Source organism: Bacillus cereus (genome assembly GCF_002567495.1).
Classification (GTDB): Bacteria; Bacillota; Bacilli; order Bacillales; family Bacillaceae_G; genus Bacillus_A; species Bacillus_A cereus_AQ.
The window spans coordinates 103392-117009 of record NZ_NVAP01000034.1; the positions used below are offsets into that span (position 1 = coordinate 103392).

A 13618-nucleotide genomic window follows, 5' to 3' on the forward strand; every position below is an offset into this window, starting at 1 on the left:
GTTATTACATCTTTCGCTATAATATGAGCTGAATCCTTTTTAGAAAAAGAAACGTAACAAAATAATCACAATCACTCCAGTTAATACTGTACCTAATAAGCTACGCGTATAAATTGCGACCAGAAATGTTGGAATTGCTGCGATAAGGTAATCCCACTGCATCGTCTCATGCATAAATAATACTTGTGCTAAAAGGGCTGCTAATATCGCAATTGGTATGTAATTTAACCATCTTAAACCCCAGTCTGGAATTTGTAGTTTGCTAAATACGAGAAGAGGCAGAATACGTGGTACAAGCGTGACAGCTCCTGCTGCTAGTAAAAGTACTAATACATCTAATCTCATTTCCATTTTTCAATCACCACTCCAATCGTCGCAGCTAGTAATGTTGCGATAATAACCGCTACACTATCTGGCATAAATAAGTGTGAAACGTATGCGATAATAATCGCTACAATTGCTACACTTAAATGAATTACTAGTTTTGGTTTACTACTTATTAGCTGAAGAACAAATAATCCGATAAACATCGCTGGTAATGCATAATCCATCCCGTATGTATGTGGATCTGGTATCCACTCACCAAACAGCCCACCAATAATAGTAGCAAGAATCCAATTTAAATACGCTGTTACATTTAGCCCGATCATCCATCTTTCACCTAAATATCCTTTTTGCGCAGCATGCTGCACTGCAACGCCGAAAGTTTCATCTGTAATTTGCGAACCGATGATTAAGTTTTTAAATAGAGGAATTTTCGTAAAGTACGGTGCAAGCGCTGCGCTCATTAATAAATGGCGTAAATTAACAAAAAATACAGTGAAAATAATTGCGGAAGCAGGAGCACCGGCTGCATACATACCAGCTAATATAAATTGGGCAGAACCTGCATAAATTAAAGTGGACATAAATGCAATTTCAATGATAGAAAAACCTGCTGTTTTTGCAATCACACCAGCTGCTATACCTATACTCAAGTAACCAAAGACAGTTGGTAAACAATCTTTTACTCCTTGCTGGAATGTATCATCGCTCTGCAAAGCTACATGTGCCTGAGCTTTACTCATCTCTATCATCCTCCATTCCTTCCAAAATTCGTTTTCCTGTTACGACATGAACTAAATCTATATTTTCACGCCACAACGTATCTAATTTATCAGCTCCAAATTCCTTCGTAATCTCTTCCACCATAATATCGTGCCGAACATACTCTGTAGCAACGAGAACTAAAGCTGGATCGTACGTTGTAACGGCCCATGAAGTGCTATCATTTGAGAAGTTCGCAATTAATACTTCTTCCCCGTCACGCGCGATTACAGTTAAATGACCACCCATTCTCTTTTCAACAACGTGGGGCGTCATATAATTATGGTGAAACGTCGCGCCTATTTTTGTTTCTGGAGCTCCAAATAAGATTGAAAATATATGTACACCTTCCGCTTCCTTTTGATGAATATATGGCTCAATTTCATGCACTTGATCTTCCCATACAGAAATCCATAACTCTTCCTTTGCCCTATTAATTATATTGCAAATTTCTTTTAAAACACGATCGTTTGAGCGAATATGCGAAATTACATCTATTTGTCGTTCTTGCTCTAAACAATTTAATTTCTCGTCTAAAAATTCAAAGGACTTCTCAAAATCTTTTCGCATTCGATTCATTAATTCGGTAGCTGGTACTGGTACATATTTCACAGGTTCTGACGGAACGATATGCACTGCTCCTTTATCCATTAATTTACCGAGCACTTCATAAATCATCGAACGAGGTACCCCTGTTTGTTTACTCACTTCATATCCAGTTACTGGGGAATGTTTCAATAGGCCAATATACGCTTTACATTCATACTGGGAAAAACCTAACTTTTGTAATTCCTTTATAATTTCATCCATCAGTAATCCCTCACATTCTATATAACTCTCATCTCAAAACGATACATATATATTAGTAGTTATTAGTATACCTACTAATATAAAAAATCAGACCTACAAAGTCAATTGATACTTCTGAAATTTATACCAAAAATAAAAAAGCCTTCTTACGAAAGGCTTTTTCTACATACTATTCTACTTATTTTAACTGCAAAGTATTTGATAAGTTCTCCTCCAGATGTTCACGTAAAGTAGAACCCGTATACTCTTCTCTAAATACACCGGTCTTCACAAATAAAGGAATAACTTCACTAAAGAATAGATTTAGTGACTTTGGGGGTCCTCCTGGAATAGCAATAAATCCATCTAACGCTCCTCCTTCAAACCTTTCCATAATTTGCTGAAATACATCTTTTGGTGTACCAATTGCAACCCAGTGAGCAGAACCAACAACTTCTGGTCGTTCTAATATTTGTTCAACGGTGGGTTCGTTTTTAATAATAAAGTTCCGTAATAATTCGGCATGTGTTTTACTGCGAACAGTTCGCTCCTGACTTGGCAGCATCTCTTCTGTAATTTTACTTTCTAGCGGAATCCCTCTAGCGTCTAATCCGAGAACCATTTCAAGTAACGTATATCTCTTCTCTTTTGTGAGGTGTTGATGAGCCTTCTTATGCATCTCTAGCGCTTCTTCATATGTATCACCTATAAAGAAATATAAACCAGGCAATACACGTATATCATCTTGATTACGGCCATATTTTTCTGCTCTTCTTCTTAAATCTTGACGAAGTTCAATACCTGACTCCACATCTGGCGTTGCAGCGAAAATCGCATCCGCAACAGAAGCAGCAAAGTTCCGACCAGACTCTGAAGCACCAGCTTGAAATAATGGCATCTCTCCTGAAATATGCTGCGGAATATTCAGTGGACCTTTTACCTCAAAATATTCACCGCTATGTTCAATTGGCTTGGCCATCTCTCTAATAACTTCAGTATTATCTATTTTCAAAACTTCATAAGGATGGCTCCTCCAAAGTTTTCTTACTAACTCTGTACATTCGGCCGCTTTCGTGTATCGTTCCTCAGATGGTGGCATCCTTGTCTCACCAAAGTTTTCAGCACCGTCAATAGACGTGACAATATTCCACCCTACTCGGCCGTTACTAATCCAATTCAAAGATTGTAATTGCCTCGCTAATATATATGGTGGATAAAATGAAGTTGAAGCGGTTGTAACGACTCCAATTTTTTCTGTTGCGTAGGCAATAGCGGTAAATAATAATGTCGGATCTAAAATTACATTCCCTTTATTCCGAGCAATTAAATCCGGATGCGCCACTAAATAATCTGCTTTAAAAACAAAATCTAACTTAGCCTTTTCTGCCTGTTTCGCCAGCTCTACTTGTTCGTTAATTCCTGAATCAAATACACTATCTTCCTCTTTCTTTCTAGAAATTAAACATAATCCAATGCAAAGTTGTCTCTTTGTAGACATACATACACACCTTCCCCTTATTTTTAATTTACCTAGTTAAACAAATGTTGCTATCATTATGAAATTCCATTCTTATGAAAACAGATGAAATGATATTGATAATCATTATCATTTTATGATGTAACTGTAATAAAAGCAATAATAAAGTGAAACTTTAATCAGCCCTCACCAATCGGACTTTTACGGGCAGCCCGGCAAATAGCGGGATAAAAAAAGACTCCCACTTTTGGAAGTCCTTTATCTCAATATTTCATTCGCTTCTTTTTCATAAATTTTATCAAATGAAGTCATAATGCGCTGTGATGCTTGAATCATCTTTTGATCCGTCATAAGATCGGCCATCTCTTTCGTCATATCAACATTTGAATTTTCTAGCATATGATTTTTTACTATCCCTGTTCCGTTCGGCAAATCAGCGATGTTTCCTTCTGCTAGTGTCAGACTTTTGTTTTCTCTTTGCACAAGACGAGCGTTTGTTTCTGCGTCTACGGTTTTCGTTTGTAAGCGGGCAATATTATTTTGTGTTACCTCATCATACAATGTACCATCTGCTTGTACAGCGACCTTTGCTCCTTCTGGAATACGAATACGTTCATTATTCTCTCCCATTACGAAAGCACCTGAAGATGTTTGTAAATAACGATCACTATTTAATGTGAAACTACCATCTCTCGTTAAAAACGTTTCATCATTTTTAGAAGTAACGAAAAATGATGTTGTGCCGGCTGCGCCGTCATCTAAAAAGAAATCTGTAGCGCTATTTGTCATTTGTATATTTCCTTGTACTAAATTCACATGTGTTGCAGCTGGTACTACAGCATAATCGACCGAACCGATATTTGTTACCGCCCCATCTCCGCGGCGATATGTGTCTTGTACATCAAATACTTTAGACGTCATATTTTCTGCTTTAAATCCTGTCGTTTGAGCATTTGCAACGTTATTCGAATGAACATTAATTCGCTGCATGTAGTTCATCATACCCATAGAACCTATATAAAGACCGTTCATATTCGTTTGAATAAGGCAAGCGCCTTATTCTTCACCTCTTTTCTACGATGTTTGTAACATTTGTTTCGCTAAATGTTCAGCTGTAGCGATATGTATATTTTTCCTTATGTCTTGGCCATCTGTCATTAATACAATAGGAGCTGATGATACTGCTGGAATTTTCAACAATTCACCACTACTTGCTGTTTCATCAAATTTTGTAAACACAATACCATCTATATGAATATCTTTAAAGTTTGTAATGATTTCAATCATATCTTTACTTTTCATCGAAGCTGATAACGTTAAACAAATATAATCTGGCTCTACTTGTCCCATCGTTTCAATCATTTCTTCCACTGTTTCTGTCGTACGATAATTTTTTCCGGCTGTATCAATTAAAATATAATCGACGCGCGCTTCTTCTTTAAAATACGTAAGCGCTCTTGTCATTGCAGCTTCATCACGCACAGCAATTACTTCAGATCCAATTGTCTTTACGTTATCTTGCAATTGCTGCACTGTCCCTATGCGAGAATGATCTGTCGTTATAAAACCAACTGTTTTTTTCTTACCGTGAAATTGCCATGCCATTTTCGCAAGTGTCGTCGTTTTACCAACACCAGTTGGACCTATTAATGCAATTGTTTGTACTTCTTTTTCAAAGACGTTTTCCGTATTGAAATGAGATTTCATATCTTCCAATATGTACCTGATAACCTCTTCTTCCGTAATCATCGTTGCATTTTCAAACTTTATTTTTAACTTTTCAGCATATGCATAAATGAAATATTGTTCCACATCGTTTTGTTCTAGCATCCGAATTACTTTTTGAATAATAAACGGTACAGATTCTTGATTTTCTTTCTTTGGAACTACTTCTTCTTTCTTTACCGAAACGACTTGTTTCACAACTTTTTTCTTTTTCGTTACTTTCGTTTCTTCCGTCTGTTTCACAACGACGATTCCTTTTTCAAACAGCTTTAATAGTTTCTCTTTTTTTCTTGCCCATTCTTCACTATTTCCTGTTTGCATCGCCGCATATGACATAGAAGTCGTTACGTTTTCTAAATTGTGCAGTACTGATTGAATTCCATTCACCTTCACAATTTGTTCTGAAGGATCATTCACAACATCCATTAACTGTTCATGAAATTGAGCTGTACCTTCATTCACTTCTTCCTGTTTTTCTTCTGGAAAAGCAACTAACATTTCATAATCCTTTTTCCAAAAAAACGGTATATTTCGTTTTACACTTTCATCGACAACGTAATAATAATCTGTACCATATTGGTCAAATAACTTTCGATACAATTCATTTTTCGAAGCTGCTTTTATTCGCATTAACGCTTCTTTCTTTTCTGTACTTTCCATTACTTCACCCCCTACTATTCAATATAGGCAATTTGATCTACAACGATTTCTGGTGCTAATTCGCTAATACACAGTACTTGTGCTTCCACTTGATAACGTTCTAGCAGTCTTACAATCGCAAATCTAAAATCTTTTCTACGTGTTAATAACACTGGCTCTCTTCCCATTAAACGTGCTTGCTTAAAGACGCGTTGCACTTGCTCAACGACACGTGTTTCTAAATCTAAATCCCAGTTTAATAAGTAACCTTGATATGGATTATTCACAACATCTGCATCTAACTCGATTGAATCAGAGAAGAGCGCTGCATAAATTTTCCCGTCTGGATTTTTCGCATTTTCACAAATAACTTTTGAAATACATTCACGAACAAATGATGTCACACCATCAACATGGTTTTGATAAATTTCTTTTCCGTCAATAATACCTTCAATAATTGTTGGTAAATCACGAATAGAAATACCTTCTTTTAGAAGCTGTTTAATAACATTTTGAACGAGTGATAAATCAATTTCTTTCTTCTTAATCTCTTCTAAGAGAACGCCATTATCATTTTCAAGCGAGTTAATTAGATCTTTCACATGTTGACGCTGAATTAATTCATGAAGATTACGTCTAACGACAACATCTAAATGTGTAATTAATATGCTAAGTGGCTCTAACACTTGATAGCCTTTCATTTGTGCATCTTGTACCATATGCTCTAAAATCCAATATCCATCTTCACCGAAAATTGGATCTTTCGCTGGCTCTGCATCTAAATCAGCCATTACGTTCGGTGTTTTCAGTGCTAATAAATAACCTGATTTTAAAACACCTTCAGCCGCCTTCGCACCTTTAATACGAATAATGTAACGTCCGCGTGGCCTAAAACTCGTATTATCTTTAAAGTTAATTCCAGGAACGTTAATACCGAGGTCAGTAATAATCGACTTCCTCATAAGAACAACTTTATCACGAGCTGTTTCCCCGTTAATTTTTTGCTTTACAAGTGCAGCTAAATCTAAACCAAGTTCTACAATAATCGGATATTTATCCGTAAATACTCCGAATGAATCTTCCACTTGTTGCAGTTGCTCATCTTCGCCTTGAATCATTTCTATTTCTTTTTGAAGCTCGTCTTCTTTTTCTTTCTTTATTCGATTTTTATTACGAATGCCTAAGAAGATAATTGTTCCACCAACGAGAGCGAACGGTAGAAACGGTAACGGAGTAAAAATACCCATTGCGATAAATAAACCACCGAGTGCATAAACAACGACTTCATGCGCTAATAACTCTTTAAAGATACCTTCTGTTACTGTATCCGGTGAACCGTCAAATACACGCGTTACGATAATACCTGTTGAAATTGCAAGCATTAACGAACCGATTTGGTTTACGATTCCGTCACCGACAGTTAACTGTGTATAATGAAGAGCCGCATCTGCAAAGCTCATTCCTTGCTGCATCATTCCAACAATTAAACCGAAAATAATGTTTACGAATAAAATGACAATCCCGAAAATAACGTCCCCTTTAATGAACTTCCCGGCACCATCCATCGCTCCGTAAAACTCTGTTTCCATATTTAACTTTTTACGTTTTGCCTGTGCATCTTTTTCTGAAATAATACGCTGGTTTAAATCAGCATCGATAGACATTTGTTTCCCTGGTAAAGAATCAAGTGTAAAACGAGCTGCTACTTCAGCTGTACGAGATGCACCGTTTGCAACGATAAACTGGAATATGATTAATACTGTAAAAATAACGATACCAATTAATAAGTTTCCGCCAATTACGAACTGGCCGAACTCTTCAATAACATGACCGGCATTTCCATCTGTCAAAATCGCTCGCGTCGTCGAAACGTTAATCGATACGCGGAAAATCCCGATTAATAACAACATCGTCGGAAATGACTTTAACTCATCCCACTCGTTAATACTTGTAGCTCGCATATAAATAAGCACTGACATACTTAGTAGAAAAACAATAACGATATCAAGTATAAATGGTGGAAGTGGAATTAAGAGCGCCACAACGAATGACGCTGCTAAAAAGATAGAAAAATAGGTTCTTGCAGAATCCATCTTAAACAAAGAGATCCCCTCCAAACGCGCTATTATACTTCAAGTTCATTCGTTTGAATTAAATAGCGCATAACTTCAATTACAGCTACATATAAATCTTCTGGAATCGTCTCATCTTCCTCGACTTGATAATATAAAGAACGAGCGAGCGGACGGTTTTCCACCATTGGTATTTCTTGTTCACGGGCAAGTGTTCGTATATATAATGCGAGCTCATCTTCCCCTTTTGCAACGACAATAGGCGCCGCATCAACTTGTTTATTGTAACGAAGCACCACTGAAATATGCGTCGGGTTGTTCACAATAAACGTTGCACCATCCATCTTCTTCGCGATTGTCCCTTGCAAGATGGCATGCATAAAGTTTTTTCGTTTCCCCTTTACTTGCGGGTCCCCTTCATTATCTTTATGCTCCCTTTTTACTTCTTCTTTTTTCATCTTAATATCTTGCTCGTACTCCCATCTTTGATAAATGAAATCAATAATAGAAAGAACGATTAAAATAATTAAAATTGCTAAAAAGATAAATTTAATTTGACTTATAATTTCAGTAAGTGACGCAGTCCAATTAAATCCAATCATGCTCACGATTTTCTCTAAATTCTTTTTAAAAAGAACGTAAGCAACGTAACCGATTAATCCCATATAAAATAATGATTTCAAAATATCTACTAAACTTTTACGACTAAACAGTCTCGTAAAATAGTTTTTTGGATTAATACGTGATGCTTTCGGTTTAATGACTTTAGAAGAAAATAGGAAGCCGACTTGAATCATATAATTGAATAAATGAAAAGCGTATACGAGTATTAATATCGGAGCTGATACTTTTAGTAGTAACATCCCCATTAAATAAAAATACTCAGTCGAATCTGTATTTTTTCCAATTTGATCAAACAGCACCGCTACGGAATTCGCAATCTCAAACCCTAGCCAATCTCCGAAAAAGTAAACGACAACTGCTAATACGAGAATGGAAAATAAATTATTTAAATCTTTACTCCGGGCGATATTCCCTTCTTCACGCGATTTTTTACGCTTCTGCGGGGTGGCCTTTTCTGTTTTATTATCCTTTGCCATGCGCGTCCCCCTACTTCGTTAAGAAAAAGTTAAATAGTTTCGTATACTCTTCCAGTAATACGTCTGTCATATTTTTAAACACATAACCGAGCATCGGTACACTCATCGCAATAAACAAAATCCCACACGTAATTTTAATTACGTACGCATTCATAAAAACGTTTAATTGCGGTGCATTTTTTGCGATTAAAATAAGGACGAAATTAATAATGAATAGACTGCCCATAAGTGGCAAAGCAATTTCAACCGCTGATGTTATCGCAAATAATAACGTTGCGAGTAGACTATCTAAAAAACTAGTCGTCAGCAATTTTGAAATCGCCTCTGTATATTGAAACGACTTTAAAATCGTGGCAACGAAATAATTAATGCCGCCAAGTGAAATGAAAATAATGAGAAAAAATATATCAAAAATGGTTGATAGTAAAGTAGACTGTGAGCCTGCATTTACATCAAACAAACTTGCTTGTGATAAACCGATATCAAAGTCTAAAATATGCCCTGCCATTTTCGGAATGTTCCACAGCATTTCTACAATTTTTGAAAGTGATAAACCAATTACAATTTGCGTTGCTGCATAAGCTGCTACATCCCAAACTGTCTTTACGTGAGAGACATCCACTTGATCGGCCACTGTAATCGAAAGAGCGAGTCCAAATGTAACCTTTGCCATCGCCGGAATTGATCGACCTGAGAAAAACGGTAGAAAATATAAAAATGAAGTAATGCGACAAAACGCAAAAAACGTCGCCGCCCATAATTCCATATTCATTTCAGTTCACCTATCTTAGTACGAACGCAATAGCGATGGGATTTTATCAAATAAATCTAAAATAAGCATCGTTAACTCTTGGAACATCCACGGACCTAAAATGATAATAACGAGCACAATACTCGCCATTTTCGGTAAAAACGTCAGCGTTTGCTCTTGAATTTGCATCATTGCCATAATAACCGCGATAATAATAACGACAATCAGACTTACAACGGCAATCGGCATTAAAATCATAACCCCTTTATAAAAAAAGGTTTGGAAAATATCTATAATTGGTGACGTATTCATTTATATGACTCCTATCACATAGCATCAAACGCTTCAGGCGACCGTCTTAAACATAATATCGACGATTTTTGTATATCCACCTAAATATACGAAAACGAGTATTTTAAATGGTAAACTTAAAATCATCGGCGGTACCATCATCATCCCGAGGTACATTAAAAGCGTACTAATAATTAAATCTATAAAAACAAACGCTAAATAAATGAACATCCCTGTAAGTAAACCTTTTTGAATTTGCGTTAACGTAAAGGATGGCACAAGCGTAAATAATGAAAGATCCTTTAAATCTTTCGGCAACTGTTCTCCGCGTACTTTCAGCATCATTTTTAAATCATGCTTATACGTATGCTTCGACATATATTCTTTCATAATAGGAGCTGTCGTTTCCGCAGCTTGACTTACTGTTATTTTCTCTTTCGTCATCGGATCCCACACATCGCTCTTCAGTTGCCCAAGTACAGGCTGCATCGTAAAGAGTGATAAAAATAATGCAAGTCCAACAAGCACTTGGTTTGGCGGTAAATTCATTACCCCAAGTCCTTGACGTGTAATCCCAAGAACGATCATAAAATAAGTAAAATGTGTAAATAATAGAACGATAGAAGAAGATAATGATAAAAGGGTAACGAGCGCAAATAGTTGTACACTTGAATTACTCGTAAACTCTTTTCCATTTTCAAAATTAATAAAACCGTTCGGGGCCGCATACGCTGGATTTACAAAAATAATTGAAAAAACGATAGAAAATACGAAAATAACGGCTAATAATGATAACTGTTTCTTTATTCTCATGATGGATCCTCTACTTTTTTCGTTTCAGTCTTCACCGCGTCTTCTAGTGCTTGTTGAAACTGATTTCCTGTTCCGGTTAATTGCACAGACTGCACACCGTTATTACTAATAACAGTGAACACTTGCTTTCCGTCCACTTCAAATAAAAAGGCACTCGTTTGATGATTTAAATACACGCCGTCTTTTACTTGAATATGGCCATTTTCACCCTGCTTAAAAAACTGCTGTTTGCGCGTCTTTTTCGTCATATAATATGCACCGTAACCGAGCGCACCAAACAATAAAACGACTTGAAATAAGGTCGTCATATACGACATATGACTCCTCCTCTACTCTTTATCTTGCATTTGACTTTGCGCTTTCATAAGCGCCGCTTGTTTCTTATCAGCTTCAATTTCAGAAATGATAATACCGAATTTCTCGTCCATTACAATTGCTTCACCAATGCCGACTTTCATATTACTTAAATACACATCTACTTTATGTCCTAAGTTTTTCTCTACTTCCAGAACATCGCCAACTTTTAACTGCTTCACATCCCCGAGCGTAATAGATGACTTTCCAAGCTTTACACCAAGTTCAATCGAAATATCTGAAACAGTATCAATATGTGCTTTACCTGCTTCATTTCGCTTTCCTGCAAAATCTTCTAATCCCATTAATGACACGGGAGATACTTCATGCTTCATATGGATCCTCCTACTCTACAAAACTTTTAAATAGGAGCGCCTTACGCGTTCCATCTTTTCCAATAAAACAATTAAATTTATGCTTTCCATCTACATAACCAAGTAATTCATCCGAAACTTTCGTTTGAAGCGGAATAATATCGCCTTCTTCAATTTGTTCAATCTCACTCATTGTCATTTTCTGCTCACCAATCGCAACGTGAACAGGTTTGTACACTTGATTTACTTTCACTTCCACTTCAGACGTATACTTTTTACGTTTGTCCGAAGAATGTTCGACAATATTTTCAGACGTTAACTTATCCATAATTTCTTCAACAGATAAGAATGGAATTCCGATACGCACCGTCGTATTCCAAAAATCTGTTTTCATATTTACGTTAAGTAATGAAATGATATCGCTCGCTGTCGTAATCTTTAATGCATTCGGATCTGTTTCCGTCGTTACAAATTTCGGTTCAATCGCAACAACACTTTCAAATGATTGCTCTAAATTTTTACAAAGAAGCAAGAATATATTATCAAGCGTTAAAAACTCAAACGCCGTTAACGGTCTGCGCATCGTAAAGTTACGCTTACTATCTCCGCCAAGCCAGCATTCATGAATATAAATAACGAATGCTAAGTCAATCTCAATAACAATTTCTCCAAGCTCTGGTAAACCGAGATCAATCACGCAATATAAATAATAATCTTTCGGCATTTTCTCCACATACTCACTCGTAAATGGAACTTGCTCAACTGTTGAAGGCTCTAGTTCAATTGGAATACGCATACGCGCTGATAACGTCTGTGACGTCTGTTTTCCAAACGTAGAAGCAATCGCTTGCAAACTACGTAAATGCTCAACACCGAACTTCTCCGGTCTATTAAAATCATACTCTTGAAATTTCTCTTGCTTCCCTGCTTCTTGTGCGAAAGCTGGCATTTCCTCGCCTTCATTTACCGCCTTCAGCAGGGCATCAATTTGCTCTTGGCTTAATTTTTCGCCACTCATGACAATCCCCTTCCCTACCTTTTCAATTCAACGATTTCGACATACATTTTTCCATTCTTCGTCAAAATCTTTCCGGTTCCAATCTCTTCATTCTCAAGCATAAGACGCACCGTATTTTTCGTTGAATTTTCAAGACGATACAATGTACCTTTCGTAATATGAAGCAGATCTTCAATTTTCTTTTTCGTATTTCCGATTTCAAAATAAATTGTTAACGGAATATCATCTTGTAATTTCAATCTAGCCAACTCCCATATCATGTTCACGAAAATTTCATGTTCTCTCTATATATGAAACTTCTTATTTTGAAACGTCGATATTTAATATTTTTTTAATATATCCTTGCGTTTCTTTAAATGGCGGTACGCCTCCGTACTTTCTCACATTACCAGGACCAGCATTATAAGAAGCAAGTGCCAATACTAAGTCGCCGTTATTTTTCTTTAAATAACCGCTTAACTCTTTCACGCCACCTTCAATACTTTCAGCTGGTGAAAATGGATTCTTCACACCCATCTCCTTCACATTCGCTGGCATAAGCTGCATAAGCCCCATCGCACCGGCATGTGACACCGTTTTCGGATTAAAATTAGACTCTACTTCAATCATTTTTTGAATTAACGTTTTTGGAATTCCATATGTACGACTTACTCGATCAATAATATCCTCATACTTCCCTTCATTGGAAGAACGTATTTTTTGAATATTATACTTCTTCGTTAATTCCCACGTATCAACAGCCTCATTTTTCGTTTCTGGGAAACGTCGTTCAAACTCTTTTTGCGCAACTTGCACTTCATCTGCTTTCTTCGTTTCAGCCTTTTCTTCAGGCTTTCTCGCTTCATCTACTTTCTTCGTTTCAGTCTTCTCTTCAGGCTTTCTCGCTTCATCTACTTTATTAATAGTTTCTGCTGGTTTATTAACAACCGCTTCTATTTTCGTAGATTGCACCGGCTGACTCATATCTTCTATGTTTGCCGGCTGCGTAGTAGCCTTCGTCTCCTTCGCAGGTTCACTCTGCAACTTCTCTTGAAAACGACTACTAACGAATGCTTGTGGACTACTTAGCTTTTGCTGAATTTGCCCTTTCTTATATGCAAGCACTTCTTTTACTATATTTCCAACTATCATAATATCACCTTTTCGGTAAACAAAGATAATCTAATATTAGAGTTTTTTTTTAAAGTTT

The 13618-nt window shown here is 36.6% G+C and carries 16 protein-coding genes; all 16 read right to left on the reverse strand.

Going from position 1 to position 13618, the window contains the following annotated elements; all coding sequences use genetic code 11:
* Window positions 1–39 precede the first annotated feature (39 nt).
* Window positions 40–351: an AzlD domain-containing protein gene (locus COK05_RS15510; RefSeq protein WP_098613285.1), complete on the reverse strand. Its 312-nt coding sequence runs from the start codon at window positions 349–351 to the stop codon at window positions 40–42.
* Window positions 342–1067 (reverse strand): AzlC family ABC transporter permease, encoded by a 726-nt coding sequence (locus COK05_RS15515; protein WP_098613286.1) that lies wholly within the window; start codon window positions 1065–1067, stop codon window positions 342–344. The genes COK05_RS15510 and COK05_RS15515 overlap by 10 nt, the downstream gene beginning before the upstream one ends.
* Entirely contained in the window at window positions 1060–1896 is an 837-nt protein-coding gene (locus COK05_RS15520; protein WP_098613287.1) for a TrmB family transcriptional regulator, read from the reverse strand. The genes COK05_RS15515 and COK05_RS15520 overlap by 8 nt, the downstream gene beginning before the upstream one ends.
* 178 nt (window positions 1897–2074) lie before the next feature.
* Entirely contained in the window at window positions 2075–3373 is a 1299-nt protein-coding gene (locus COK05_RS15525; protein ID WP_098613288.1) for an NtaA/DmoA family FMN-dependent monooxygenase, read from the reverse strand.
* 237 nt (window positions 3374–3610) lie between these two features.
* Window positions 3611–4384, reverse strand: coding sequence for a flagellar basal-body rod protein FlgG (locus COK05_RS15530; RefSeq protein ID WP_098613289.1), 774 nt, complete (start codon window positions 4382–4384; stop codon window positions 3611–3613).
* 42 nt (window positions 4385–4426) lie between these two features.
* On the reverse strand, window positions 4427–5737 hold the full coding sequence (locus tag COK05_RS15535; RefSeq protein ID WP_098613290.1) for an ATP-binding cassette domain-containing protein: 1311 nt from the start codon (window positions 5735–5737) through the stop codon (window positions 4427–4429).
* Between the two features lie 14 nt (window positions 5738–5751).
* Window positions 5752–7818 carry a flagellar biosynthesis protein FlhA gene (gene flhA / locus COK05_RS15540; RefSeq protein WP_098613291.1) on the reverse strand — a complete coding sequence of 689 codons (2067 nt, stop codon included), beginning with the start codon at window positions 7816–7818 and terminating at the stop codon, window positions 5752–5754.
* A 23-nt stretch (window positions 7819–7841) separates the two neighbouring features.
* The gene (flhB, locus tag COK05_RS15545) at window positions 7842–8888 is read right to left on the reverse strand and encodes a flagellar type III secretion system protein FlhB (RefSeq protein ID WP_098613292.1); all 1047 of its coding nucleotides are present in this window, start codon (window positions 8886–8888) and stop codon (window positions 7842–7844) included.
* 10 nt (window positions 8889–8898) lie between these two features.
* Entirely contained in the window at window positions 8899–9660 is a 762-nt protein-coding gene (locus tag COK05_RS15550; protein ID WP_098613293.1) for a flagellar biosynthetic protein FliR, read from the reverse strand.
* Between the two features lie 15 nt (window positions 9661–9675).
* Entirely contained in the window at window positions 9676–9951 is a 276-nt protein-coding gene (locus tag COK05_RS15555) for a flagellar biosynthetic protein FliQ (protein WP_001098080.1), read from the reverse strand.
* Window positions 9952–9984: 33 nt separating this feature from the next.
* Window positions 9985–10743 carry a flagellar type III secretion system pore protein FliP gene (locus COK05_RS15560; protein WP_098613294.1) on the reverse strand — a complete coding sequence of 253 codons (759 nt, stop codon included), beginning with the start codon at window positions 10741–10743 and terminating at the stop codon, window positions 9985–9987.
* The gene (locus COK05_RS15565; RefSeq protein WP_000121178.1) at window positions 10740–11060 is read right to left on the reverse strand and encodes a hypothetical protein; all 321 of its coding nucleotides are present in this window, start codon (window positions 11058–11060) and stop codon (window positions 10740–10742) included. The genes COK05_RS15560 and COK05_RS15565 overlap by 4 nt, the downstream gene beginning before the upstream one ends.
* A 12-nt stretch (window positions 11061–11072) precedes the next feature.
* Window positions 11073–11432 carry a flagellar motor switch protein FliN gene (gene fliN / locus COK05_RS15570; RefSeq protein WP_000680010.1) on the reverse strand — a complete coding sequence of 120 codons (360 nt, stop codon included), beginning with the start codon at window positions 11430–11432 and terminating at the stop codon, window positions 11073–11075.
* Between the two features lie 10 nt (window positions 11433–11442).
* On the reverse strand, window positions 11443–12429 hold the full coding sequence (fliM, locus tag COK05_RS15575) for a flagellar motor switch protein FliM (RefSeq protein WP_098613295.1): 987 nt from the start codon (window positions 12427–12429) through the stop codon (window positions 11443–11445).
* Between the two features lie 14 nt (window positions 12430–12443).
* Window positions 12444–12668 carry a flagellar motor switch protein FliN gene (locus tag COK05_RS15580; protein WP_000775712.1) on the reverse strand — a complete coding sequence of 75 codons (225 nt, stop codon included), beginning with the start codon at window positions 12666–12668 and terminating at the stop codon, window positions 12444–12446.
* Between the two features lie 61 nt (window positions 12669–12729).
* Window positions 12730–13560, reverse strand: coding sequence for a lytic transglycosylase domain-containing protein (locus COK05_RS15585; RefSeq protein WP_098613296.1), 831 nt, complete (start codon window positions 13558–13560; stop codon window positions 12730–12732).
* Window positions 13561–13618: the final 58 nt, after the last annotated feature.